The organism is Mesorhizobium sp. 131-2-1 (genome assembly GCF_016756535.1).
Taxonomy (GTDB): Bacteria; Pseudomonadota; Alphaproteobacteria; order Rhizobiales; family Rhizobiaceae; genus Mesorhizobium.
Genome location: NZ_AP023247.1, coordinates 987,040 through 1,009,470 on the forward strand (window position 1 = coordinate 987,040; position 22,431 = coordinate 1,009,470).

At 65.1% G+C, this 22,431-nt stretch carries 28 protein-coding genes; 22 read left to right on the forward strand and 6 right to left on the reverse strand.

Annotation, left to right across the window (positions count from 1 at the left end):
* Window positions 1-128 precede the first annotated feature (128 nt).
* Entirely contained in the window at window positions 129-1,190 is a 1,062-nt protein-coding gene (locus JG743_RS04800) for a TraB/GumN family protein (RefSeq protein ID WP_202298695.1), read from the reverse strand.
* Window positions 1,191-1,273: 83 nt separating this feature from the next.
* Complete coding sequence (locus tag JG743_RS04805; RefSeq protein ID WP_202302432.1) at window positions 1,274-2,212, reverse strand: tyrosine recombinase XerC; 939 nt, start codon at window positions 2,210-2,212, stop codon at window positions 1,274-1,276.
* A 166-nt stretch (window positions 2,213-2,378) separates the two neighbouring features.
* Between JG743_RS04805 and rimM the strand changes: the two genes are divergently transcribed.
* Both rimM and trmD read left to right on the forward strand, forming a co-directional pair.
* Window positions 2,379-2,981 (forward strand): ribosome maturation factor RimM, encoded by a 603-nt coding sequence (rimM, locus tag JG743_RS04810; protein ID WP_202298696.1) that lies wholly within the window; start codon window positions 2,379-2,381, stop codon window positions 2,979-2,981.
* Window positions 2,978-3,682: a tRNA (guanosine(37)-N1)-methyltransferase TrmD gene (gene trmD, locus JG743_RS04815; protein WP_202298697.1), complete on the forward strand. Its 705-nt coding sequence runs from the start codon at window positions 2,978-2,980 to the stop codon at window positions 3,680-3,682. Before rimM ends, trmD begins: the two co-directional genes overlap by 4 nt.
* Here the strand turns inward: trmD and JG743_RS04820 are convergent.
* Entirely contained in the window at window positions 3,664-4,416 is a 753-nt protein-coding gene (locus JG743_RS04820) for a sulfite exporter TauE/SafE family protein (RefSeq protein WP_202298698.1), read from the reverse strand. The genes trmD and JG743_RS04820 overlap by 19 nt on opposite strands.
* Before the next feature lie 322 nt (window positions 4,417-4,738).
* Between JG743_RS04820 and rplS the strand changes: the two genes are divergently transcribed.
* The 9 genes from rplS (at window position 4,739) to JG743_RS04865 (ending at window position 13,825) form a co-directional block, all read left to right on the forward strand.
* Entirely contained in the window at window positions 4,739-5,275 is a 537-nt protein-coding gene (gene rplS / locus JG743_RS04825; RefSeq protein WP_202298699.1) for a 50S ribosomal protein L19, read from the forward strand.
* A 170-nt stretch (window positions 5,276-5,445) separates the two neighbouring features.
* Window positions 5,446-5,880, forward strand: a complete 435-nt coding sequence (locus JG743_RS04830; protein WP_202298700.1) for an organic hydroperoxide resistance protein — start codon at window positions 5,446-5,448, stop codon at window positions 5,878-5,880.
* Window positions 5,877-6,371: a MarR family winged helix-turn-helix transcriptional regulator gene (locus JG743_RS04835; protein ID WP_202298701.1), complete on the forward strand. Its 495-nt coding sequence runs from the start codon at window positions 5,877-5,879 to the stop codon at window positions 6,369-6,371. The genes JG743_RS04830 and JG743_RS04835 overlap by 4 nt, the downstream gene beginning before the upstream one ends.
* A gap of 176 nt (window positions 6,372-6,547) precedes the next feature.
* A complete protein-coding gene (locus JG743_RS04840; protein WP_202298702.1) occupies window positions 6,548-7,345 on the forward strand; it encodes a transporter substrate-binding domain-containing protein in 798 nt (265 codons plus the stop codon).
* 339 nt (window positions 7,346-7,684) lie between these two features.
* Window positions 7,685-8,500: an amino acid ABC transporter permease gene (locus tag JG743_RS04845; protein ID WP_202298703.1), complete on the forward strand. Its 816-nt coding sequence runs from the start codon at window positions 7,685-7,687 to the stop codon at window positions 8,498-8,500.
* Window positions 8,501-8,558: 58 nt separating this feature from the next.
* Window positions 8,559-9,194 (forward strand): class I SAM-dependent DNA methyltransferase, encoded by a 636-nt coding sequence (locus tag JG743_RS04850; protein WP_202298704.1) that lies wholly within the window; start codon window positions 8,559-8,561, stop codon window positions 9,192-9,194.
* A gap of 551 nt (window positions 9,195-9,745) precedes the next feature.
* Window positions 9,746-11,155, forward strand: coding sequence for a 3-isopropylmalate dehydratase large subunit (gene leuC / locus JG743_RS04855; protein ID WP_202298705.1), 1,410 nt, complete (start codon window positions 9,746-9,748; stop codon window positions 11,153-11,155).
* A gap of 176 nt (window positions 11,156-11,331) precedes the next feature.
* On the forward strand, window positions 11,332-12,528 hold the full coding sequence (locus JG743_RS04860; RefSeq protein WP_202298706.1) for a GGDEF domain-containing protein: 1,197 nt from the start codon (window positions 11,332-11,334) through the stop codon (window positions 12,526-12,528).
* 94 nt (window positions 12,529-12,622) lie between these two features.
* On the forward strand, window positions 12,623-13,825 hold the full coding sequence (locus tag JG743_RS04865) for a GGDEF domain-containing protein (RefSeq protein WP_202298707.1): 1,203 nt from the start codon (window positions 12,623-12,625) through the stop codon (window positions 13,823-13,825).
* On the opposite strand, the gene JG743_RS04870 is transcribed toward JG743_RS04865, so the two are convergent.
* Complete coding sequence (locus tag JG743_RS04870; RefSeq protein WP_202298708.1) at window positions 13,809-14,162, reverse strand: hypothetical protein; 354 nt, start codon at window positions 14,160-14,162, stop codon at window positions 13,809-13,811. The genes JG743_RS04865 and JG743_RS04870 overlap by 17 nt on opposite strands.
* Window positions 14,163-14,433: 271 nt before the next feature.
* Between JG743_RS04870 and JG743_RS04875 the strand changes: the two genes are divergently transcribed.
* From JG743_RS04875 to JG743_RS04910, 8 genes are all read left to right on the forward strand, one after another.
* Window positions 14,434-14,874 carry a hypothetical protein gene (locus tag JG743_RS04875; protein WP_202298709.1) on the forward strand — a complete coding sequence of 147 codons (441 nt, stop codon included), beginning with the start codon at window positions 14,434-14,436 and terminating at the stop codon, window positions 14,872-14,874.
* Window positions 14,875-15,110: 236 nt separating this feature from the next.
* On the forward strand, window positions 15,111-15,530 hold the full coding sequence (sdhC, locus tag JG743_RS04880; protein ID WP_202298710.1) for a succinate dehydrogenase, cytochrome b556 subunit: 420 nt from the start codon (window positions 15,111-15,113) through the stop codon (window positions 15,528-15,530).
* 2 nt (window positions 15,531-15,532) lie between these two features.
* Window positions 15,533-15,928, forward strand: a complete 396-nt coding sequence (gene sdhD, locus JG743_RS04885) for a succinate dehydrogenase, hydrophobic membrane anchor protein (RefSeq protein WP_202298711.1) — start codon at window positions 15,533-15,535, stop codon at window positions 15,926-15,928.
* Between the two features lie 4 nt (window positions 15,929-15,932).
* Window positions 15,933-17,765: a succinate dehydrogenase flavoprotein subunit gene (gene sdhA, locus JG743_RS04890; protein WP_202298712.1), complete on the forward strand. Its 1,833-nt coding sequence runs from the start codon at window positions 15,933-15,935 to the stop codon at window positions 17,763-17,765.
* A 2-nt stretch (window positions 17,766-17,767) separates the two neighbouring features.
* Window positions 17,768-18,202 (forward strand): DUF3052 family protein, encoded by a 435-nt coding sequence (locus JG743_RS04895; RefSeq protein WP_202298713.1) that lies wholly within the window; start codon window positions 17,768-17,770, stop codon window positions 18,200-18,202.
* Window positions 18,202-18,981 carry a succinate dehydrogenase iron-sulfur subunit gene (locus JG743_RS04900; protein WP_202298714.1) on the forward strand — a complete coding sequence of 260 codons (780 nt, stop codon included), beginning with the start codon at window positions 18,202-18,204 and terminating at the stop codon, window positions 18,979-18,981. Before JG743_RS04895 ends, JG743_RS04900 begins: the two co-directional genes overlap by 1 nt.
* A 7-nt stretch (window positions 18,982-18,988) precedes the next feature.
* Window positions 18,989-19,801: a nucleotidyltransferase domain-containing protein gene (locus JG743_RS04905; protein WP_202298715.1), complete on the forward strand. Its 813-nt coding sequence runs from the start codon at window positions 18,989-18,991 to the stop codon at window positions 19,799-19,801.
* On the forward strand, window positions 19,798-20,427 hold the full coding sequence (locus tag JG743_RS04910) for a YceH family protein (protein WP_202298716.1): 630 nt from the start codon (window positions 19,798-19,800) through the stop codon (window positions 20,425-20,427). The genes JG743_RS04905 and JG743_RS04910 overlap by 4 nt, the downstream gene beginning before the upstream one ends.
* 72 nt (window positions 20,428-20,499) lie before the next feature.
* On the opposite strand, the gene JG743_RS04915 is transcribed toward JG743_RS04910, so the two are convergent.
* Window positions 20,500-20,925 carry an OsmC family protein gene (locus JG743_RS04915; protein WP_202298717.1) on the reverse strand — a complete coding sequence of 142 codons (426 nt, stop codon included), beginning with the start codon at window positions 20,923-20,925 and terminating at the stop codon, window positions 20,500-20,502.
* A 106-nt stretch (window positions 20,926-21,031) separates the two neighbouring features.
* On the opposite strand from JG743_RS04915, the gene JG743_RS04920 reads away from it, so the two are divergent.
* Both JG743_RS04920 and JG743_RS04925 read left to right on the forward strand, forming a co-directional pair.
* Window positions 21,032-21,361: a hypothetical protein gene (locus tag JG743_RS04920; RefSeq protein ID WP_244673064.1), complete on the forward strand. Its 330-nt coding sequence runs from the start codon at window positions 21,032-21,034 to the stop codon at window positions 21,359-21,361.
* A gap of 2 nt (window positions 21,362-21,363) precedes the next feature.
* Complete coding sequence (locus tag JG743_RS04925; RefSeq protein WP_202298718.1) at window positions 21,364-21,720, forward strand: YciI family protein; 357 nt, start codon at window positions 21,364-21,366, stop codon at window positions 21,718-21,720.
* On the opposite strand, the gene JG743_RS04930 is transcribed toward JG743_RS04925, so the two are convergent.
* Window positions 21,699-21,848, reverse strand: a complete 150-nt coding sequence (locus JG743_RS04930) for a hypothetical protein (RefSeq protein ID WP_202298719.1) — start codon at window positions 21,846-21,848, stop codon at window positions 21,699-21,701. The genes JG743_RS04925 and JG743_RS04930 overlap by 22 nt on opposite strands.
* 1 nt (window position 21,849) lies before the next feature.
* Between JG743_RS04930 and JG743_RS04935 the strand changes: the two genes are divergently transcribed.
* Window positions 21,850-22,380, forward strand: a complete 531-nt coding sequence (locus tag JG743_RS04935) for a hypothetical protein (protein WP_202298720.1) — start codon at window positions 21,850-21,852, stop codon at window positions 22,378-22,380.
* Window positions 22,381-22,431 lie beyond the last annotated feature (51 nt).

Below are 22,431 nucleotides of genomic sequence, written 5' to 3' on the forward strand. Positions count from 1 at the left end.
AGCCGAAGCCGGTTTTTCCAAGCCTTCCGGTACGAAATGCAGTCGTCGATTGCGGCGCCACAGACCAGCATGGATGTGGACAGGGGTCCGGCGCCTTGCTGATTCGGGATGCAACCCGCCCGTGCAGTTCAGTCGACCGCGGTGACACTGTAGCCGGCCTTGCGGAAATCCTCGACCAGGCCTTGCGGGCCGGGAAGGTGCATGGCGCCCACCGCCATGAAGGCATTGCCCCTGGCCAGGAACGGTGCGGCATGATCGGCCATCACCTTGTTGCGGCTGGTGATCATCGTTTCCTCGAAGGCCGCATAGCCGGCGGCATCGTCCGCACTTTCGGGGAGCACGGTGCGGAACAGTGGCCAGAACATGCCGATCTCGCCGCGCTGGTAAAGGACGATCATGGTCTCGTTGAGATCGTTGGCCTTGTCGCCGAGCTTGAGCGTGTCGACGAGCCCCTTCATGTGGAAGGCGAGCGGCAGCGAAGCCATGGCGCGCAACTGGTCCGCGACGGTTTCCAGTCCTTCGACAGCCTTGCCGGAAGCCTTGGCATCCTCGGCCAGCTTGACGTCCAGCACCGGCGCTCCCGCTGCCTGGCGCGCCACCTCGCAGGCCGGCAGCGCCACCATGGCCGAAAGAATCCACGGCTTCATCCTGGCAACCGTCGCGGGCGGGATGCCGCGGGCATCAAGCCCTTTGTTGAGCACCGCAGCATCTTCCGGCGACAGCAGCGAAGACAGCGTGGTGTTGTCGGTGAACATCATCAGGCCGGGCTCGGCGGCAATGGCGGCCATCATCTTACCCTTATCGAGCACTTCGGTGGTCTCGATGATGATGGTGTCGGCGCCGTCATAGGCCTTTTGCGCCGCGGGCGGCAGCGTGGTGACGCGCGCATCGGTCATGTGCATCGTCCCGAACAGAAAGGACGGCTTCTCGCCGGGCCTTTCCAGTCTCCACAACAGGCCCTTGCCGTTTGGCACGGCAGCCGCCTCCGCCTCGATTTTCTTGACGGCGGCGGGATCCTCCTTGCCCAGCGACGCCAGCAGATCGGCGCCGCCGCATGCGACCTCGGCATGCACCCTGCCGGCAAGCAGCAGGACGACGAGGAAAGACAGGAAAAACAGGGCGTTGAGCGCGACAAGCAGCTTCAACGACACGAGGGCCGCGCGGTCGGCGATGGCGATGACGCGTTTCATGGGATGCGTCATACGCTCAAAAAGCGGCAAAACGGTTAATCGTCCGGCCCAAATTGTCATCGAGACCCCTCAAGACGCACCGATCAGGCCCTTGGATGGGCAGACTCGTAGATTTCGAGCAGCCTCGCGGTGTCGACGCCGGTATAGATCTGGGTGGTCGACAGGCTGGCGTGGCCGAGCAGCTCCTGGATGGTGCGCAGGTCGCCGCCACGGCCGAGCAGATGCGTGGCGAAGGAATGGCGCAACGCGTGCGGCGTCGCGCTGTCGGGCAGGTTGAGCGCCGAGCGCAGCTTCGCCATGTCGCGCTGGACGATCGCCGGATTGAGCGGGCCGCCGCGCGCGCCGCGAAACAGCAAGCCCTTCGGATCGATATGAAAGGGGCAGAGGCGGCGGTATTCGGCGACCGCGCGCAAGGCCACCGGCAGCACCGGCACCAGCCTGGTCTTGCCGCCCTTGCCGGTGATGCGCAGCACGGTGTCGTCTTCCGACAACAGTTCGACGCCGGTGAGGCCAAGCGCCTCGGAAATGCGCAGGCCCGAGCCGTATAGCAGTGTCAGCACGGCGGCGTTGCGGGCGGCGATCCAGGGTTCTTCTGCCAGCTGGCCCTCCACCGAGACGACCTCCCTGGCGTCGCTCGCCGTCAGCGGCTTGGGCAGCGATTTCGGCTGGCGCGGCGCGCGTAATGCGGCCGCGCCCGCGGCGCTGGCGAGGCCGCGGCGTTCGAGGAAGCGCAGCAGCGAGCGGATGCCGGCCAGCCCGCGGCCGAGCGTGCGGGCGCCGGCGCCGGCGCTCCGGCGGGCGGCGAGAAAGCCGCGCAGATCGGCCGGGCGCAGGTCGGCGATGTCGGATAGGCCGGGCGGGCCACCGCAATGGCCGGTCAGGAAATGCAGGAACTGGCGCGTGTCGCGCTCATAGGCCTCGACCGTCTCCGGCGACAGTCGGCGCTCGCGAGCCAGCATCTTCAACCAGTTCTCGCGCGCCGCCTGGAGGTCGGGCTTTGCCGGGATGAGGAATTCCTGCATGCGGCCATTTTCGGACAGCCGGGTTAGGAAGCGGTGAAGAAGGCGATCCATTGAAATGACGCCGAGCGATCATTGGAATGACGCCTAGCGATCATTGGGATGACGCCTAGCGATCATTGAAATGACGACGGGGGAGAGCTAGAGCAGGTCAAAGGATTTTGCAGCGATGACCAAGCCCCAGAACCCCGTCCAATTGGCCGTGATCGGCGCCGCGCATGGCATCAAGGGCGAGCTGCGGGTGAAGACCTTCACCGGCGACCCGCTGGCGCTGGCCGACTACGGGCCGCTCTACGCCAAGGACGGCCGCGCCTTCCAGATAATCGACATCCGGCCGGCCAACACGGTGGTCGTGGTGCGCTTCAAGGGCGTCAGTGACCGCAACGCCGCCGAGGCGCTTTCCGGCACCGAGCTGTTCGTCGACCGCTCGATGCTGCCGGACGACGGCGAGGAGGACGAGTTCTATCACGCCGACCTCATCGGACTGGAGGTCAGGGACGACAAAGGCGCGGCAATCGGCAAGGTCGTCGCCGTGCACAATTTCGGCGGCGGCGACATCCTCGACGTGACGCTTGGCGGGCGCAAGGGCGTGCTGATCCCGTTCACGCAGGCTGCCGTTCCGCAGGTGTCGGTCGCCGAAGGTTTCGTCCGCGTCGATCCGCTGGCGGCCGGGCTGGTCGAAGACGAGGATGGCGAGGGCGCGCCCGGCCGCGATGGTTTCGACCCGAAGGGGCGGCCGCGCGGGCCGAAGGACGCCGGGGGCAACCGGTGAGCTTTGTCGCCTCGGTGCTGACGCTTTATCCCGAGATGTTCCCGGGCCCGCTCGGCCTGTCGCTGGCCGGCCGGGCGCTGGAAGCCGGCACGTGGTCGCTGGAGGCGATCCAGATCCGCGATTTCGCCACCGACAGGCATCGCACCGTCGACGATACGCCGGCCGGCGGCGGCGCCGGCATGGTGATGCGTGCAGACGTGCTGGCGAAGGCCATCGACCATGCCTCGCCGCCGGGCGATGCGCGCCCAAGGCTCTTGATGAGCCCGCGCGGAAAACCGCTGACGCAGGCCCGTGTGCGCGAACTTGCCGCCGGACCGGGCGTGGTCATCCTTTGCGGCCGCTTCGAAGGTGTCGACCAGCGGCTGATCGAGGCGCGCGCGCTGGAGGAGGTTTCCGTCGGCGACTTCATCCTGTCGGGCGGCGAGCCGGCGGCGCTCGTGCTGCTCGACGCCGTGGTGCGGCTGTTGCCCGGCGTCATGGGCAATGCCGTCTCGGGCGAGGAAGAAAGCTTCGAGAACGGCCTGCTCGAGCATCCGCATTACACGCGGCCGCAGGAGTTCGAGGGCCGGCCGATCCCGGATGTGCTGATCTCCGGCAACCACAAGAAGATCGCCGAATGGCGGCGGGCGGAGGCGGAAAAGCTGACGCGCGAGCGGCGGCCGGATTTGCCTGGCGCCGTGCCTCAGCCCTTGGTGAAGTAGTAAAAGGCCAGGAACAGGCCGACGGCGACGACGAAGCCGCGCACGACGTTCTGCGGCACGCGCTTGGCGATCCAGACGCCGGCATAGCCGCCAAGCGCGCCGCCGGGGATCATGACGATCGCCTGCGGCCAGGCGACGACGCCGCCGGAGACGAAGACCAGGATGGCGACCGCCGCTATGACCACGGCCAGCATGTTCTTCAGCGCGTTCAGCCGGTGATAGTCGCCGCTCTGGGTGAGGCCGAGCGTGGCCAGCATCATGACGCCCATGCCGGCGCCGAAGAAGCCGCCATAAATCGAGGTCAGGAACTGGACGAGCGAACCGGCGAGCGAGCCTACGGCCGGCTGGTGTCCGGGCTTCGGCGCCGGCTTCAGCCACGGCCCGGCGGCGAACAAAGCGGTGGCGGCAAGCAGCAGCCAGGGGACGAGCGCGCGGAACGAGGGATTGTCGAGCGCCAGCAGAATGAGCGCGCCGGCCAGCGCGCCGAGGGCCGAGATCAGGCAGAGCAGCAATGCCTGGCGCCAGAAATGCCGGATGTCGGATGCGTAGGCCAGCGTCGAGGTGATGTAGCCCGGAAACTGCGTCACCGAGGAGGTGGCGTTGGCGACGATCGGCGGCACGCCGACCAGCGTCATGGCGCCAAAGGTGATGAAGGTCCCGCCGCCCGCGACAGCGTTGGCGGCGCCTGAGACAAAGCCCGACAGGAAGAGCAGGATCGCGTCGAAAACGGACATCGGGACGCCGCCACAGAAAGGTTGTCCAGCCCGGATTAGGAAGCTTGAAAGGGGTGCGCAACCCCGCGGTTGGCAATTGCGTGATGGCATGCGGCCAAAAAAGACAGGGCCAAGGCGTGACAAAGCGTCAAAATAGCTGTATGTGCCCGCCCGAACCGGAAGAACGATCTTGCAAGACGATCTTTCGGGGCCCGTCAACAATGGCGGTGTAGCCGTCCCTGCCCTATGTCTTGGACAAAGGGCATAGCCGAGCGGTCGTTGGAACTGCAAGGCGAGCGTAGGACGCTCTGACTGTCGGAAGAACAAGAAGTGGATATTTGAGATGGATCTCATCCGTCAGCTCGAGGCCGAACAGGCCGCCAAGATCGAAGCCAAGCGCAAGCTTCCCGAATTTCAGCCCGGCGATACCGTGCGCGTCCAGGTGCGCGTCACCGAAGGCACCCGCACCCGCGTCCAGGCCTATGAGGGCGTCGTCATCGCCCGCTCCGGCGCCGGCTTCCAGGAAAATTTCACCGTCCGCAAGATTTCCTACGGCGAAGGCGTCGAGCGCGTGTTCCCGGTCTACTCGCCGATGGTCGAAGGCGTCGAGATCGTGCGCCGCGGCAAGGTTCGCCGCGCCAAGCTCTATTACCTGCGCGATCGTCGCGGCAAGTCGGCCCGCATCTCCGAGAACACCGGCGTGCGCGCCCGCAAGCTGAACGACGAGGAGCGTGATGCGCTGAACGCCGAGAAGGCGCGCATCGAGGCCGAGAAGGTCGCCGCCGCCGAGGCGCTGGCCGTCGAGAAGGCCGCGCAGGACGCCGCCGAGAAGAAGGCCGCCGCCGAGGCCGCCAAGGCCGCGGAAGCCGCCGCCGAATAAGCTTCTCAACCAATCGTTTTCGGAAAAGGCGGCTTCGGCCGCCTTTTTCGTTTCCTCGATGCGCTCACGGAGCCGTGAAGGCCTTTCGCCCGAAAATCTGGCTACGGGGTGTTGACGGCGAATTATCTTGTACACTAAATAATCGTGTACAAAATAACAGGAGACCACACATGTCCGCACTCTACACCACCCAGGCTCGCGTCACCGGCGGCCGCGCCGGCCACGCCGAAACCATCGATGGATTGCTCAAGGTCGATCTGGCGATGCCGAAAGAGCTGGGCGGGCAGGGTGGCGCCACCAATCCGGAGCAGCTTTTCGCCGCCGGCTACGCCGCCTGCTTCGAAAGCGCGATCCGCTTCGTCGCACGCAAGCAGAAGCTGCCGCTCGAGGACGCCGCGGTGACCGCCACCGTCAGCCTCCATCCCAACGACCAGGGCGGGTTCCGGCTCGGTGTGTCGCTGGCGGCGGAAACGAAAGGCCTTGATCAGGCAACCTCGGAGGCGCTTGTATCGGAAGCGCACAAGATCTGCCCCTATTCCAACGCCATCAGGGGCAATATCGAGGTGGCGCTTTCGACCGAGGCGCTTGCGGCAAAGGCAGCATGACGACCAAGACGACGATCAGATCCGGAGAAACCCCGGCGGCTTCCGCCGGGGTGGCAAGGCTCGACCAGCAGCTTTGCTTCGCGCTCTATTCGGCGAGCGGGCTGATGACCAAGCTCTACCGGCCGCTGCTCGATCCGCTCGGCCTCACCTATCCGCAATATCTGGCGATGCTGGTGCTGTGGGAGCGCGCGCCGAGCACGGTGGGCGCGCTCGGCGAGGCGCTGGGCCTGGATTCGGCGACGCTGACGCCGCTGCTCAAGCGGCTGGAGGCGGGCGGCCTGGTCAGCCGTCGGCGCGATGCCGCCGACGAGCGCCGGGTGTTGGTCGAGCCGACCGCCAAAGGCCAGGCCCTGCGCGAGAAGGCGGCCGGGGTGCCTTCCGCGCTCGCCTGCCAGGTGCCGCTCGAGGCCGGCGAGCTGCGATCCCTGCACGGCGTGCTCACCCGCTTTGTCGCCGAGATGCGCAAGGCGAGCTCGGAGGCGGCGGAATAGTCGCCCCACCCCGATACATTCCAAAACCGCGTCGTCAAGAGCACGGGATTCCGCTTTGGCGCCCATCCGCGCAGCGGATCGGCTTGCAAGGCGCTTGCGGAAAGCTAAAGTCGGCGCCGGATTTTCCTGCAAGCCCCGCACATTCGTGGGGCGTTTCAAGTTTCTGGGAGCGTGTCATGACCAAATCGAAACTGCTGCTGGCAGCCCTGCTGGCCTGCCTTCTCGCGCCTGTCGCCGCATTGGCCGACACGCTGCCCGACCTCGCCGGCAAGAAGGTGGTGGTGGTGACGGAGAATGCCTATCCGCCGCTGCAGTTCATCGATTCCAAGACCGGCAAGCAGATCGGCTGGGAATATGACGCGATGGACGAGATCGCCAAGCGGCTGAACTTCAAGGTCGAGTACCAGAACACCTCCTGGGACGCGATGATCCAGGCGGTTTCCGACAACCAGTACAACATCGGCATGACCGGCATCACCATCAAGGACGACCGCAAGGAGAAGGTCGATTTCTCCGACCCCTATATGCGCTCGGAGCAGTTCATGCTGGTGCGCGGCGACGAAAGCCGCTTCACGGATGCCAAGAGCTTCGGCGCCTTCAAGGACGGGCTGATCGGCGCGCAGCCGGGCACGACGCCCTTCTACACCGCCGTCTACAGCGTGCTCGACGGCAATGAGCAGAACCCGCGCATCAAACTGTTCGAGACGTTCGGCGCCACCGTGCAGGCGCTGAAGTCCGGCGACGTCGATGTCGTCCTGACCGACGGCACCGCCGGCAAGGGCTATGTCGACGCTTCCGAAGGCAAGCTGAAGCTGATCGGCGGGCCGCTCGGCACCGAGGATTTCGGCTTCATCTTCCCGAAGGGATCCGACCTGGTGAAGCCGGTTAACGCCGCGATCGCCTCGCTCAAGGCCGACGGCACGCTCGATGCGCTGAACAAGAAGTGGTTCCTTGACTACAAGATGGGGCAATAGGCTTATCTTGCCGACGACAGTGCCCGTGCAGAAAGTCGCGCTGACTTGGCACTTGAGCACCCCCCTCTGTCCTTCCGGACCCGGCCCTTCGCTGTCGCTCCGGGCGTTCGTCGTTCGAAAAGCCAAGCAATTGGCTTTTCGTCCGCTACGCGGACCTCTCCTCACCCCCCTCAAGGGGGGAGATTGGCAGTTTCAGCCGCAGCGCCTTTCCTCCGGCATTGGAGATTGGCGAAAGCAGAGACGACATCTGATCTCCCCCCTTGCTGGGGAGATGCCCGGTAGGGCAGAGGGGGGTGTGCCGGAACGCTGCCTCCGCAACTATCTTACCGGCACTGCCTGATGGCAACGCCCGCATCGTCCTCCCCCAAATCCGAATTCCCCTGGTGGCTGGCCGCGGCGCTTGTGCTGGCGCTGGCGGCGGCTCTCTCCATCGCGTCCAGCGACCTCTATGCGCAGGTCTTCGCCACCGTTGCCAAGGGCATCGGCATTACCGTCTTCGTCACCGTGGTCGCCTTCGCGCTTGCCTCGGCGATCGGGCTGGGCATCGCGCTGATGGGGTTGTCGAGCTCGCGGCTGCTTCGCCAGGTCGCGCGCTTCTATGTCGAGATCATCCGCGGCGTGCCGATCCTGGTGCTGTTGTTCTGGATCGCCTTTGCCGGCGCGCCGGCCTTCGTCGCTGCATGGAACGCGCTGACCGCGCCGCTACAGAGCGCCGGCTATCTCGGCGAGCTGCTGGTGCGCGACGTCTCGCTGCTATGGCGCGCCATCATGGCGCTCACCATCGGCTATTCGGCCTTCATCTCGGAAGTGTTCCGGGCCGGCATCCAGTCGGTGGAGAAGGGCCAGATCGAGGCGGCCAAGGCGCTGGGGCTGACGCGCGCGCAGCGCTTCCGGCTGATCGTCTTTCCGCAGGCGATCCGCACCATCCTGCCGCCGCTCGGCAACGACTTCGTCGCCATGGTCAAGGATTCCTCGCTGGTCTCGGTGCTCGGCGTCGCCGACATCACCCAGATGGGCAAGGTCTATGCCGCCGGCTCGTTCCGCTTCTTCGAGACCTATTCCATCGTCGCCTATATCTATCTGATCCTCACAGTCGGGCTGTCACTGGCGCTGAGGGCGATGGAACAGCGGCTGCGCCGCCAGCATCAGGAATAGCCGCCCACCAAAGACCGCGCTACGATCCTTCGCGCCCGGCAGCGGAGGAGGACATTTGATGAATCTCGACAAGGCCAATGAAGCGCTGGACTCCGTCTATTCGGCCGACACGCCGGAAGCGCTCGCCAAGGCCTACGCCGAATGGAACGCGACCTATGACAGCGAGACCGCCTCGCTCGGTTATTTGCTCCCCTTCATGATCACTGCCTGGGTGGCGCGCCATGTGCCAGCAGGCGAAGGCCCGCTGCTCGACGCCGGCTGCGGCACTGGCCTCTCCGGCCCGTCGCTGAAGGCGCTGGGCTACGGCGACATCGCCGGCCTTGATCTCTCCGACGACATGCTGAAGCTCGCCGGTAGCCGCAACGCCTACAATGAGCTGAAGAAGGCGATGCTCGGCGGACCTCTGCCCTGGCCGGACGGCCATTTCCGCGCCTTCTTCTCGACCGGTGTGTTCACCATCGGCCATGCGCCGGCTTCCGGCCTCAACGAGCTGGTGCGCATCACCAGGAGCGGCGGCCACGCCATCTTCACCGTCCGCGACCAGGTTTTCGAAAGCGGCGGATTTCAAGCGGTGTTCGACGAGCTCACGCAGGCGAGGAAGTGGCGCCTGGTCGAGCAGAGCCCGTGGTTCCGCTGCTACGCGATCGGCGATCCGGAAGCGCTGGTAAAGACGTTCGTGTTTGAAGTGATGTGAGCGGCGAGTTCGCCGGCCTTGGCTCCCTTCCTCTCCCTCCGAAGGGGGGAGAGGTGGCGCTGCGAAGCAGCGACGGAGTGGGGGAAGCCGGTCCTCAAATGCGCTGCCGCTGACAACTCGCCACAGCGCCCCGATCAAGCCGAGGCATTGCCGGGCTTGAAACAGCAATGACCGGGCCAGGTCGACCCCCACTCCGTCGAGCTTCGCTCGACACCTCTCCCCCGATCGACGGGGGAGAGGAAAGGCGCGAGTTCGCCGGCTTTGGTGCCTTTCCTCCCGCTAGGTACCCAAGTCGTGCACGGCCACGCCGCTAATTGCCGAAAAGCCAAAACATTGATATGAGCAGCGCCATGGAAGAGCTTTTCGGCGATCCGGCCTACAAGGGTTTCGTGCTGCAGGACAGAAAGCGCCTGCCGTCGCGATTTGCCGCGCGCGTCTGCGGCGCGCTCACCAGCCGACTTAGCTAGGCCGACTTCGCCTCGTCGCCCTTGCCGGGCTTGCATGGTCCGGCACCGGCCTCTTCTCCTTTTCATATCGACGGATTTACGCACATGAGCGCACCGCGCACCCTCTACGACAAGATCTTCGACGACCATCTGGTCGACCGCCAGGACGACGGCACCTGCCTGCTCTACATCGACCGCCACCTCGTCCACGAAGTGACCAGCCCGCAGGCCTTCGAAGGCCTGCGAATGAGCGGCAGAAAAGTCCGGCATCCGGAAAAGACGCTGGCCGTGGTCGACCACAACGTGCCGACCTCGCCCGAGCGCAAGTTCGGCATCAAGAACGAGGAAAGCCGCATCCAGGTCGAGGCGCTGGCCAGGAACGCCAAGGATTTCGGCATCGAGTATTATTCCGAGAACGATATCCGCCAGGGCATCGTCCACATCATCGGGCCGGAGCAGGGTTTCACCCTGCCGGGCATGACCATCGTCTGCGGCGACAGCCACACTTCCACGCATGGCGCCTTCGGCGCGCTGGCGCATGGCATCGGCACGTCGGAAGTCGAGCATGTGCTGGCCACCCAGACGCTGATCCAGCGCAAGGCCAAGAACATGCTGGTGCGCGTCGACGGTACGCTGCCCGCAGGCGTCACCGCCAAGGACATCATCCTTGCCATCATCGGCGAGATCGGCACCGCCGGCGGCACCGGCTATGTCATCGAATATGCCGGCGAGGCGATCCGCGCGCTGTCGATGGAAGGCCGCATGACGATCTGCAACATGTCGATCGAGGGCGGCGCTCGCGCCGGCCTGATCGCGCCGGACGAGACGACCTTCGCCTATGTCAAGGACAAGCCGCGCGCGCCGAAGGGCGCGGCGTGGGACGCTGCCCTTGCCTACTGGAAGACGCTGCATTCGGATGAAGGCGCGCATTTCGACAAGGTGGTGGTGCTCGACGCGCAGAAGCTGCCGCCGATCGTCTCCTGGGGGTCCTCGCCGGAGGATGTCGTCTCGGTGCAAGGCTTTGTGCCCAATCCGGAAGAGATCACCGATGAGAACAAGCGCTCCTCGAAGCTGCGCGCGCTCGACTATATGGGGCTGACGCCCGGCACCAGGATCACCGACATCCAGCTCGACCGCGTGTTCATCGGTTCCTGCACCAATGGCCGCATCGAGGATCTGCGCGCGGCCGCCAAGGTGGTCGAGGGCAGAAAAGTCAATCCGCGCGTCAACGCCATGATCGTGCCGGGCTCCGGCCTGGTCAAGGAACAGGCGGAGGCCGAGGGTCTCGACAAGATCTTCCTCGCCGCCGGTTTCGACTGGCGCGAGCCGGGCTGCTCGATGTGTCTCGCCATGAACGACGACCGGCTGAAGCCGCACGAGCGCTGCGCCTCGACCTCGAACCGCAATTTCGAGGGCCGGCAGGGCTTCAAGGGCCGCACCCATCTGGTGTCGCCGGCCATGGCGGCAGCGGCGGCGATCGCCGGCCATTTCGTCGACATCCGCGACTGGAAATAGGCCGGCCGCGGCATTCCGCATACGGCCTCGATCAAACCCGGACCATTGATGGTTCGGGGTTTTTCGTTGCCCGCGGGCGGCGGCTTTTTTCTTTGCAGCAGCCTTTGCTTAACCGCTTGTTTGGGCTTGCGCATTAGCATCTTTCCCTGACGTAAGCGGGGAAAGTCACAAGTCGTTTGGACACGGGTCTGCTCATAGCGCTGCTCAACCCGACGATCGCGCTGGCGCTTGGCGCGGCGTTCCTCGTGCTGTGGTTCTATCAGCGCCATCGCCCCTATCTGGCGGTGCTGGCCGCGAGCTACTGCCTCTCGGCCCCTGGCTTCCTTCTCCAATATTTCAAGCTGCCGGTCGGGATGGTGCTCACCAAGCTCATCTCCAACCTATGCTTCACGGCGGCGGGCTGCTGCCTGGCCAGCGCAATCGTCGCGCGTTACGGGCGGCGCGTCCCCTATGTCGGAATCGCGATCACCACCGGCGGCGGGCTCGCCGCCTTTTCATGGTTCATGTTCGTGCAGCCGGATCTCACCTGGCGCATCCTGTCGATGAATTTCGGCTTCGGCGCCCTCAGCCTGCTGGTCGCCGCCGAGTTGCGTACCGTGCGCGGCAACGGTCCGACGGAAAAGATCCTGTTCGTGCTGTCGCTGCTTTCAGGATTGAACTTCGTCGTCCGCACCCTGATCGTCGTCATCGCGCACGGGCCATTCCCGAGCTATGACGGGTTCTACGGCTCGTCCTACTGGACGACGGCGCTCTTATCGCATGCGCTGCTGTCGCTGCTGATCGCGCTTTCCCTGTTTTCGGCCGCCGCGCTCGACGTGATGAAGGCGCTGAAGGCCGAGACCCACACCGACCCGCTGTCCGGCCTGCTCAACCGCCGCGGCTTCGAGGAACGGGCGGCGCTGCTGCTCGACCAGTGCGCCAAGGCGAAATTCCCCGTCGCCATGGTGCTTGCCGACCTCGACCACTTCAAGGCGCTGAACGACCAGCACGGGCACGCGGTGGGCGACAGGGTCATCGCCGATTTCGCCGCCAAGCTGAGCTTCGCCACCGGCACCAGGGGTGCCGCCGGCCGCATCGGCGGCGAGGAGTTCGCCGTGCTCCTGCCGCTGTGCGATCTCGCTTCGGCGCGGCTGTTCGCCGAGGCGATCCGCTCGCTCTATTCGTCAGGCGGTGTCGCCAGCCTGCCGCGAGGCGTCAGGGTGACGGCAAGTTTCGGCGTCGCCGCCCGTTCCGGCGACGAAGGTCTGGCGCCGCTGATGCGCCGCGCCGACGATGCGCTCTACAAGGCCAAGAAGAACGGCCGCGACAGCGTGCGCCTGTCCTATGAGCGGCCGGAAACGGTGTTCGTGCCGGAGTCGGCCGGCGTCGGCTGAGGGTGAACGGTCCGCCATCCGCCCGCCCATGACCCCACGTTAACGTCTTTTTCGCCCGTCGATGCTTTGCTGTCGGCGGGGGTCTTTTTGAACGATGGGCAGTGCGGACGTCATCCTTGTGATCAACCTGTTCGTCGCCGGACTGCTGGCGGCGGCCTTCATGACGATCGCCATCTACGATCAAAGCCGGGTGTCGGCGCGCTGGCTGGCCTTCGGCTACATGATTGGCATGGTCTATTTCGCCCTCGAGTTCATCATCCCAGCTTTCGACAATGCTCGGCTCCCGGTCGTCGTCGCCTTTGCCGTCTTCCTCGGCGCCACCATCGTCTTCAATGGCGGCCTTGCCCACAAATACGGCGTGGCACCGCCATGGTGGCCGATGCTGCTCTTCCTGGCCATCGCTTCCGTAGGGGTCTATCTGGTGCAGGAACTGCCGCGTCAGTCCTTCACCGCAATGATGGCCTACCAGCTTCCCTACGCTGTCATGCAGTTCACCGCGCTCGGCATCGTCTGGTCGTCGAGGCAAAGGCGCGGTCGGCTCGACACCATACTGATGGCCGTGCTGACGGCCAGCGCGCTGCAGTTCGCCTCGAAGCCCTTCATCGCCCATGCGCTGGGCGGCCGCGGCGCCGATCCGCAGTCCTACGTGCAGACCAGCTACGCGCTGGTGTCGCAGTCGCTCGGCACCGTGTTCGGCCTGGCGCTGGCGCTGCTTGCGCTGGCGATCCTGGTGCGCGACGTGCTGGCCGAGGCGACGTCGAAATCGGAAACCGACGCGCTGTCCAGGCTGCTCAATCGCGGCGGCTTCGAGCGCCATGCCGAAATCACCCTGAGGGAAGCCGCGCGCCGGGGCGTTCCGGTGGCGCTGGTGATCGCCGACCTCGACCATTTCAAGGGCATCAACGACAATTTCGGTCACGCTTGCGGTGACCGGGTGATCGAGACCTTCGCCGGCTTCCTGCGCGAGGCCGCGGCCGATCATCATGTCGCGGGGCGCATCGGTGGTGAGGAGTTCGCTATCATCCTGCCGGGCACCAATCTGGCGGCCGCGCGGCTGTTCGCCGAAGGCGCTCGCAGCGCGTTCGGCACACTGCCCATCGACAGCCTGCCGGCCGAGCATCGCTGCAGCGCCAGCTTCGGCGTTGCCGAGCTTGGCGCGGGCGAGGACTTTTCCGATCTTCTGCGGCGCGCCGACGAAGCGCTCTATCAGGCCAAGGGCGGCGGCCGCGACTGCGTGCGCGTCTCGGCCGGCCCGGGCGGACGGCAGGCGTCCGCTGCGTTCAACGGCAGGGGCTGAGGTTCGGCATCTCGCCGTCGGAGAGGCCGTACATATAGGAGCGGCCCTTGATGAAGACCGGCGGCTGGTAGCAGCCGCGGCCGACATCCGACTCGTTCTCGTAGATCACGTCGGGCTGGCCGGCACCGGTAAAGTTCGAGAGTTCCTTGGCGTGCCTGCCTTCGCCGACGATGATGCGCTTGTAGCCGGCGGCGCTGTCGATCACGAGATTGCCGAAGGAATCGGCATAGACGCGGTCGTGGTGGCGCAGCCCGGCGAAGGCCGGCGCCGTGAAGCCGGCGGAAAGCACCGCCAGCGCGAGCGCCGCAAGGCGCAGTCTGCCCGAATTCGAACCCATGGCATCCCTCCGTTTGTTCGACCTTCACCGAAAACCGGTCGGTCTGGAGCCTGTTCGAATCGGAAATTAACCTTTTCTTAACCTTTGTTAAGGGCGTGATCGCCTTGGCGGCCGGACTTTAACAAACATGGTTAATTTCCGTCGGTGGAGCGGCCATCTTTCGGCCATGCTCGCCCGCACCATCGCGCCACCTCAATCGGCCGTTCGAGCCGGTTGAGCTTGATCAGGAACGACATCGTGGCTAGCGTGCCGCGCACAGGAGGGGCAGCACATGGCCTTGCGCCGTTTGGTTCGGGTATTGCTCGTTGCTCCGCTACTCGCTGCAGCCACGGCCTGCGTGCCGCAGGATGGCGCGCCTAAGGCGGCATCGGCTGCGATCTCTCCTGCTCCGGCTCTGCAATCCACCGCACCCGCGGCGCCTCCGGCGCCTGCAACGGCACCAGCAACCAAGATCACCACCGACCTCACTATGCCGCGATCGAGTATCGGCATGGCCACCTACAGATGCAGTGGCGGCATGATTTCCATCCAAAATCTCGGCACGTCGCTGCGTGTGGCAGGGCCGGATGGCTGGACCGAGGAGTTTGCGGCGTCGCCCGCCAACCAGAGCAGCCGCTATCAAGCGGCGACGACGCATGACGCAGTTGTGATCGACGGACGCGAGGCGCTGCTGATGAAGAAGGGGTCGACGCCGCTGACTTGCAGAAGGTAGCAATCTTCATCGGCATGCCGCACTGCAGCGAAGCATTGCGCCGGCTTTCGGCCGCACCCTAATCGATTGAAGCAAAAGCCGGCCTTTTTGTCAGACTAAATGACGTTTCCAAAACGATTTTCCGGCTTTGACGCGGTGCAAAAAGAGCATTAGAAACCGGCTGTCCGAAGTCGCAACCGGAAGCGGCAATGCCGCTTTGCCGCTGGGGCTCCAGGGACCGTCGAACTGGGGGAGCCATGAGCAAATCACCAGCCACCCGCGAACTTGCCAGACGTGAGCGGCCGCTTTCGCCGCACCTGACCGTGTACCGGCCGCCGATCACCATGACGATGTCGATCATCCATCGCATCACCGGTGGCGCGCTCTATTTCGGCACGCTGCTGGTGGCGCTCTGGCTGATGGCGGCGGCGAGCTCCGAGGCCACCTTCGATTGGGTCAACTGGGCCTTCGGCTCGTGGCTGGGGCGGCTGGTGCTGTTCGGCTACACCTGGGCGCTGATGCACCACATGCTGGGCGGCATAAGGCACCTGGTCTGGGACACCGGCGCCGGGCTCGAGAAGCACACCGCCTCGAAGATCGCCTGGGCGACGCTGGCCGGCTCGATCGCGCTCACGCTGCTGATCTGGATCGCCGGCTACATGGCGCGGGGAGCCTGACCATGAGCGGCAAGAACACCGACATGCGCACGCCGCTGGCCAAGGTGCGCGGCCTCGGCTCCGCCCGCGAGGGCACCGAGCATTTCTGGCGTCAGCGGCTGACGGCGATCGCCAACATCCCGCTGATCCTGTTCTTCGTCGGCTTCCTGATCGCGCTCAACGGTCACGGCTACGCCGAGGTGCGGGCGGCGCTTGCCAATCCGTTCGTGGCGCTGGTGCTGGCGCTGGTGCTGATTTCCGGCCTCTACCATATGCGGCTCGGCATGCAGGTGATCATCGAGGATTACGTGCATGGCGAAGGCATGAAGCTGGCGCTGATCGCGCTCAACACATTCTTTTCGGTAGCGGTCGGCGTCGCCTCGCTCTTCGCCCTGCTCAAACTGGCATTCGGAGGCTGACATTTTGGCCAAGGACGCGAAATCAGCCAATTCCGCCTACACGTTCGTCGACCACAAGTTCGACGTGGTGATCGTCGGCGCCGGCGGCGCCGGCCTGCGCGCCACGCTCGGCATGGCCGAGCAGGGCCTGCGCACCGCCTGCATCACCAAGGTGTTCCCGACGCGCTCGCATACGGTGGCGGCGCAAGGCGGCATCGCCGCCTCGCTCTCCAACATGGGCCCGGATTCCTGGCAGTGGCACATGTACGACACCGTCAAGGGCTCCGACTGGCTGGGCGACGTCGACGCCATGGAATACATGGTGCGCGAGGCGCCGGCCGCGGTCTACGAGCTCGAGCATTACGGCGTGCCGTTCTCGCGCACCGAGGAAGGCAAGATCTACCAGCGGCCGTTCGGCGGCCACATGATGAATTACGGCGACGGCCCGCCGGTGCAGCGCACCTGTGCTGCCGCCGACCGTACCGGCCACGCCATCCTGCACACGCTCTACGGCCAGTCGCTGAAGAACAACGCGCAGTTCTTCATCGAGTATTTCGCGCTCGACCTGATCATGGAGCCGGACGGCACCTGCACCGGCGTCGTCGCCTGGAACCTCGACGACGGCACCATCCACCGCTTCTCGGCCAAGATGGTGGTACTGGCGACCGGCGGCTACGGCCGTGCCTATTTCTCGGCCACCTCGGCGCACACCTGCACCGGCGACGGCGGCGGCATGGCCGCACGCGCCGGGCTGCCACTGCAGGACATGGAGTTCGTGCAGTTCCATCCGACCGGCATCTACGGCGCCGGCTGCCTGATCACCGAGGGCGCGCGCGGCGAGGGCGGCTATCTGGTCAATTCGGAGGGCGAGCGCTTCATGGAGCGCTACGCGCCGTCGGCCAAGGACCTTGCCTCGCGCGACGTCGTCTCGCGCTGCATGACGCTGGAGATCCGCGAGGGCCGCGGCGTCGGCAAGAACAAGGACCACATCTTCCTGCATCTCGACCATCTCGATCCGGCGGTGCTGCACGAGCGGCTGCCCGGCATTTCGGAGTCGGCGAAGATCTTTGCCGGCGTCGACCTCACCAAGGATCCGATCCCGGTGTTGCCGACGGTGCACTACAATATGGGCGGCGTGCCGACCAACTACTGGGGCGAGGCGCTCAACCCGACGGCCAAGAGCCCGGACAAGGTGTCGCCCGGGCTGATGGCGGTGGGCGAGGCCGGCTGCGCCTCGGTGCACGGCGCCAACCGGCTTGGCTCCAACTCGCTGATCGACCTCGTCGTGTTCGGCCGCGCCGCGGCAATCCGGGCCGGCCAGGTGATCGACCGCAAGTCGGCGATCCCTTCACCCAACGAAGCCTCGGTTGAGAAGATCATGGACCGCTTCGACCGGCTGCGCCACGCCAACGGCTCGACGCCGACGGCGGTGCTTCGCGAGAAGATGCAGAAGGCGATGCAGGAAGACGCGGCGGTGTTCCGCACGCAGGAATCGCTCGAGAACGGCTGCAAGCGCATCTCGCAGATATGGGGCGAGCTGAAGGACATCAAGGTGTACGACCGCTCGATGATCTGGAACTCCGACCTGGTCGAGACGCTGGAGCTGGAAAACCTGATGGCCAATGCCATCACCACGGTCCATGGCGCCGAGGCGCGCAAGGAGAGCCGCGGCGCGCATGCGCGGGAGGACTTCTCGGCCCGCGACGACGCCAACTGGCGCAAGCACACGCTGGCCCGCCTCGGCGAGGACGGCAAGGTGACGCTCACCTATCGTCCGGTGCATACCGAGCCGCTGTTGTCCGAGAAGGACGGCGGCATCAGCCTCGCCAAGATCGCGCCGAAGGCGAGGGTCTACTGACGATGGCGCTGGCGGCCGCTGGATATTCCGGCACACCCCTTCCGGCCAAGCTTGGCCTGAAGGACGGGATGGTCGCCGCCTTCATCGCGCTGCCGCCGGAGCTCGACGACCTGACCGGAGCAGTGGCGTTTGCCGGGGTCGACCGGCTGCCTGACTGGTCGGCGATTTCGGGCAATCGGAAATACGATGCCGTGCATGCCTTCACCCGGCAGCGCGCCGAGATCGAGGACGGCCTGGCCGGCATCGAGACGGCGATCAAGCGCGACGGCATGGTCTGGGTGTCGTGGCCGAAAAAGGCATCGAAGGTGGCGACCGACGTCACCGAAGACGTGATCCGCGCCGAGGCGCTCAAGCGCGACCTCGTCGACGTCAAGGTCGCCGCCGTCAACGAGATCTGGTCCGGGCTGAAGCTCGTCATCCGAAAGGACCGCAGGTAATGGTCGAACTCACGCTTCCCAAGAATTCGCAGATCAAGCAGGGCAAGACCTGGCCGAAGCTGGAGGGGGCCACCAATCTTCGCGAATATCGCATCTACCGCTGGTCGCCGGACGACGGTGAGAACCCGCACATGGACACCTATTTCGTCGACATGGACGATTGCGGGCCGATGGTGCTCGACGCGCTGCTCTATATCAAGAACAAGATCGACCCAACGCTGACGCTGCGCCGTTCCTGCCGCGAGGGCATTTGCGGCTCCTGCGCCATGAACATCGACGGCTCCAACACGCTCGCCTGCACCAAGGGCTGCGACGACATTTCCGGCGCGGTGAAAATCTATCCGCTGCCGCATCTGCCAGTGATCAAGGACCTAGTGCCCGACCTCACCAATTTCTATGCCCAGCACGCCTCGATCGAGCCGTGGCTGAAGACGGTGTCGCCGGAGCCGGCCAAGGAATGGCTGCAGAGCCATGAGGATCGTGAGAAGCTCGACGGGCTCTATGAATGCATCCTGTGCGCCTGCTGCTCGACGTCGTGCCCGAGCTACTGGTGGAACGGCGACCGCTATCTTGGCCCGGCCGTGCTCTTGCAGGCCTATCGCTGGCTGATCGACAGCCGCGACGAAGCCAAGGGCGAGCGGCTCGACAATCTCGAGGATCCGTTCCGGCTCTATCGCTGCCACACCATCATGAACTGCGCGCAGACCTGCCCCAAGGGCCTCAACCCGGCCAAGGCGATCGCGGAGATCAAGAAGATGATGGTGGAGCGGCGGGTTTAGCCTGCGAATGAAGCCGCTGCCTGCCGATTTCGCGCCGGAAGCGGTTACGGCGATCCGTGCGCGGCTGGAAATGGCCCGCGCGCAAGGGGTCAGCATCCTTTTCGCCATTGAGAGCGGTAGCCGCGCCTGGGGCTTTCCGTCGCCGGACAGCGACTATGATTGCCGTTTCGTCTATGTCCGCCCGGTCGCCGACCATCTCGTGCTGGAGCAGGCGCGCGACGTGATCGAGTTCCCCATCGAGGGCGAGATCGACGCCGGCGGCTGGGATTTACGCAAGGCGCTGCTCCTGGCCCTCGGCGGCAACGCTGTCATCGTCGAATGGGCAAAATCGCCGATCCTCTATGAGGAAGTTTCGGGCTTCCGACAGCGCCTTCTCGACCTGCTTGCCGAGATCGTCGATCCGGTGAAAGTGTCGCGGCATTATCTCGGCCTCGCGCGCTCGCATGTCGCCAAGATCGGCAGCTTCGCCGGCGAGGTGAAGCTCAAGAAGCTGTTCTACTTCATCCGTCCTATCGTCGCTCTCGACTGGATGGAGCAGCGCGGCTTTGCCAGCCTGCCGCCGATGAACATGGTCGACTGCCTGGCCGAGACGGAGATCCCGACAAAAGCGGGCGGGGAGATCCGCCAGCTAATCGACAGGAAGCGTGAGACGCGCGAGCTGGGGACCGGCCCCATCCCGGTCGAGATCGCGCGCTATCTCGAAGCGCGCTATGGTCATCACGAAATGAACTTGGCCGGTTCGCTCCGGGATGAGGCTCGGCAGGCCTACAACCGCGCCTTGGCAACCGCCTTTTATCGTCGGGAGGCAGAACGGCAATGAGCGAAGACCTTCCCATCCTCAATCCCACCGAAGCCCGCGTCCTCGGCTGCCTGATCGAAAAGAAGGAGCTGACGCCGGATGTCTATCCGCTGACGCTCAATGCAGCACTTGCCGCCGCCAACCAGAAGACGGCGCGCGAGCCGGTGATGGCACTGGAACAGACCGAGGTGCATCGGGCCCTGAAACTGCTTGAGCAGAAGGGGCTGGTGCGGCAGATGTTCGGTTCGCGCGTGGAGCGCTATGAGCATCAGATGGCGCAGCGATTCTCGCTGACCACGCCGCAGGCGGCCTTGGTCGGGCTGCTCCTGTTGCGCGGGCCACAGACCGCATATGAGCTGTTGGCGCGAAGCGAGCGCATGGCGCGGTTTTCGTCGATCGAGGATCTGCGCGGTGAACTCGACATGCTGATCGGCCGCCGACCGCCGCTCGTTCAGGAAATACCGCGCGGGCCAGGCCAGCGCGAGGATCGCTATGTGCATCTGCTCGGCGGGCCGGTGGACGTTGCAGCCCTAACGGTGCAACGCAGTGCGCCGGCCATGCCTGCGTCCGATCTGGAAGCGAGATTGGAGGCATTGGAGCAGGAAGTCGCGGCACTTCGTGCCCGGCTCGACGCGTTGGGCGCCTAGCAAGCGCCGGAAACGCTGGCGGGACGGCACCCCCCCTCTGTCCGGCAGAGGAGGGTGCGAAGGATCGCTACCTCACCCCAGTTTCGCGTCAAGCGATACGTTTATAGCCCCCAGCGCCTTCGACACCGGGCAGCCGGCCTTGGCCTTCTCTGCCAGTTCCTGGAACTTGGCGGCATCGATGCCCGGCACCTTGCCGACCACCGTCAGGGCGCTGCCGGTGATGCCGGTGCCGGGCACCAGCGTCACCACCGCCTTGGCGTCGAGCTCGGCGGCGGGCGTGCCGTTCTCGGCCAGGAAGTGCGAGAACTGCATGGCGAAGCAGCCGGCGTGCGCCGCTGCAATCAGCTCTTCCGGATTGGTGCCGGATTTGCCGCTCTCATCCTCGAAACGCGCCTTGAACGAATAGGGCGTGCCCTTCAAGGTCCCGCTCTGCGTGTCGAGCGTGCCCTTGCCTTCCTTCAGATTGCCTTTCCAGACGGCGTTTGCGGTGCGGTCCATGAAGTCCTCCTTGATTGTCGTGGCTGCGCAGGCAGAACGCCAGCGTTCCCAACGACTATAGCGCGGCCGCGCCGGAAGGCCACCGCACTCCTGACCGGCTTTGACGATGCCGCTCGAAAATTTCTCGAAAAAAGCGCGTGCAAAAATGTCGACTTCCATCGGCCCCGACCGTCCTGCGAGCGACCACGGCTTCGTGGCCGGATTGGAGGTTCCCATGGACGGTTTGTTTTTCGCGCTGTGGCAATGCCCGGGCTGCAAGGCCGGACGGCCTGAAGATTTCTGGCTCGATCCGCCGGCCTCCGGGCTGGGCCGGCTGCTGGCGGCGGTCGCAATCATCGGGATCGCGGCATGCCTTCTCGATCATGCGGCGGCGGTCGAAGGCACGGCTGACAGCGTCACCACCGCATCCTATGGTTCATCACAACACGGGAGATAGAGATGAAATATGTCTGCCTGGTCTATGGCGAGGAGAAGGATCTTTTCGCGCTGAGCCCGGAAGGAGCGACTAAGCTCGATGCCGATTCACTGGCCTATGACAGATCGCTCGACCAGCAGGGCAAGCTGATCATCGCGCAGGCGCTGCAACCGGTGAAGACGTCGAAGAGCGTGCGGCGGCGCAAGGGCAAGCAGCTGGTCACCGACGGCCCCTTCGCCGAAACCAAGGAACAGTTGCTCGGCTTCGTCATGATCGAGGCCGCGAGCCTCGACGAGGCGCTGGCGATCGCCGGGAACATTCCGCTGGCCGAACTCGGCACCATCGAGGTCAGGGCTATCTACACCATTCCGGGGTCATAGTTGGTTTGCGGCAGGGCTGAATTTGCCTCCGGTTGAAACATCCCGGTCTTCTTCGCCTGTCGTAACTGTTGCGTGTTGAAGCGATGCTGCTCTTCTTTTATCGTCGCGGGGATTTCGGGGGATTTCAATATGCCTTTCCTGCTTGCTATCCTTGGCGTGTTGGGAGCGGCCGCGTTCTGGTGGTACCGGATGAAGGCCATGAACGAGGCCACGCGCGAGGTCGCCGACGTCGTCGGCCGCGTTCAGGGCAACATCCGCCGCAAGAAGCTGCGCAAGCAGGCGGCGCTGTCGCCGCTGACGGCGATCGACGATCCGGTGGTGGCGGCGGCGACGCTGATCACCGCCATCGTTTCCGAAGACGGCCCGGTGCTGCCGGCGCGGGAAGCCGTCATCCGTTCGGTGATTTCTGAGATCGCCGACAGCAAGAAGAAGACGGACGAGGCGGTGGTCTACGCCAAATGGGCGGCGTCACAGATCGACGACACCACGATCGTCATCGACAAGCTGGCGCCGTTCCTGCGTGAACGTCTCGATGTGAACGAAAGAAACGATCTGCTGCAGATGCTGAACCGCGTCGCGCAAGGCGGCGAGAAAAGCCTGCAGATAGCCGACCAGCGGATTTTGCGGTTGCGACAGAAGCTTGGCTTTGAAGTGAACTAAGCCGGAGCGGCGACGACCGGATCGGCCTGCCTTGGCGATTGGTCGAAGCGC

Excerpts from the sequence above, each read along its gene's own strand:
- JG743_RS04800 (WP_202298695.1), bottom strand. The coding sequence starts at position 1,190 with ATGAAACGCGTCATCGCCATCGCCGACCGCGCGGCCCTCGTGTCGTTG.
- JG743_RS04805 (WP_202302432.1), bottom strand. The coding sequence starts at position 2,212 with ATGCAGGAATTCCTCATCCCGGCAAAGCCCGACCTCCAGGCGGCGCGC.
- rimM (WP_202298696.1), top strand. The coding sequence starts at position 2,379 with ATGACCAAGCCCCAGAACCCCGTCCAATTGGCCGTGATCGGCGCCGCG.
- JG743_RS04820 (WP_202298698.1), bottom strand. The coding sequence starts at position 4,416 with ATGTCCGTTTTCGACGCGATCCTGCTCTTCCTGTCGGGCTTTGTCTCA.
- rplS (WP_202298699.1), top strand. The coding sequence starts at position 4,739 with ATGGATCTCATCCGTCAGCTCGAGGCCGAACAGGCCGCCAAGATCGAA.
- JG743_RS04830 (WP_202298700.1), top strand. The coding sequence starts at position 5,446 with ATGTCCGCACTCTACACCACCCAGGCTCGCGTCACCGGCGGCCGCGCC.
- JG743_RS04835 (WP_202298701.1), top strand. The coding sequence starts at position 5,877 with ATGACGACCAAGACGACGATCAGATCCGGAGAAACCCCGGCGGCTTCC.
- JG743_RS04840 (WP_202298702.1), top strand. The coding sequence starts at position 6,548 with ATGACCAAATCGAAACTGCTGCTGGCAGCCCTGCTGGCCTGCCTTCTC.
- JG743_RS04845 (WP_202298703.1), top strand. The coding sequence starts at position 7,685 with ATGGCAACGCCCGCATCGTCCTCCCCCAAATCCGAATTCCCCTGGTGG.
- JG743_RS04850 (WP_202298704.1), top strand. The coding sequence starts at position 8,559 with ATGAATCTCGACAAGGCCAATGAAGCGCTGGACTCCGTCTATTCGGCC.
- leuC (WP_202298705.1), top strand. The coding sequence starts at position 9,746 with ATGAGCGCACCGCGCACCCTCTACGACAAGATCTTCGACGACCATCTG.
- JG743_RS04865 (WP_202298707.1), top strand. The coding sequence starts at position 12,623 with ATGGGCAGTGCGGACGTCATCCTTGTGATCAACCTGTTCGTCGCCGGA.
- JG743_RS04870 (WP_202298708.1), bottom strand. The coding sequence starts at position 14,162 with ATGGGTTCGAATTCGGGCAGACTGCGCCTTGCGGCGCTCGCGCTGGCG.
- JG743_RS04875 (WP_202298709.1), top strand. The coding sequence starts at position 14,434 with ATGGCCTTGCGCCGTTTGGTTCGGGTATTGCTCGTTGCTCCGCTACTC.
- sdhC (WP_202298710.1), top strand. The coding sequence starts at position 15,111 with ATGAGCAAATCACCAGCCACCCGCGAACTTGCCAGACGTGAGCGGCCG.
- sdhD (WP_202298711.1), top strand. The coding sequence starts at position 15,533 with ATGAGCGGCAAGAACACCGACATGCGCACGCCGCTGGCCAAGGTGCGC.
- JG743_RS04895 (WP_202298713.1), top strand. The coding sequence starts at position 17,768 with ATGGCGCTGGCGGCCGCTGGATATTCCGGCACACCCCTTCCGGCCAAG.
- JG743_RS04900 (WP_202298714.1), top strand. The coding sequence starts at position 18,202 with ATGGTCGAACTCACGCTTCCCAAGAATTCGCAGATCAAGCAGGGCAAG.
- JG743_RS04905 (WP_202298715.1), top strand. The coding sequence starts at position 18,989 with ATGAAGCCGCTGCCTGCCGATTTCGCGCCGGAAGCGGTTACGGCGATC.
- JG743_RS04910 (WP_202298716.1), top strand. The coding sequence starts at position 19,798 with ATGAGCGAAGACCTTCCCATCCTCAATCCCACCGAAGCCCGCGTCCTC.
- JG743_RS04915 (WP_202298717.1), bottom strand. The coding sequence starts at position 20,925 with ATGGACCGCACCGCAAACGCCGTCTGGAAAGGCAATCTGAAGGAAGGC.
- JG743_RS04920 (WP_244673064.1), top strand. The coding sequence starts at position 21,032 with ATGCCGCTCGAAAATTTCTCGAAAAAAGCGCGTGCAAAAATGTCGACT.
- JG743_RS04925 (WP_202298718.1), top strand. The coding sequence starts at position 21,364 with ATGAAATATGTCTGCCTGGTCTATGGCGAGGAGAAGGATCTTTTCGCG.
- JG743_RS04935 (WP_202298720.1), top strand. The coding sequence starts at position 21,850 with ATGCCTTTCCTGCTTGCTATCCTTGGCGTGTTGGGAGCGGCCGCGTTC.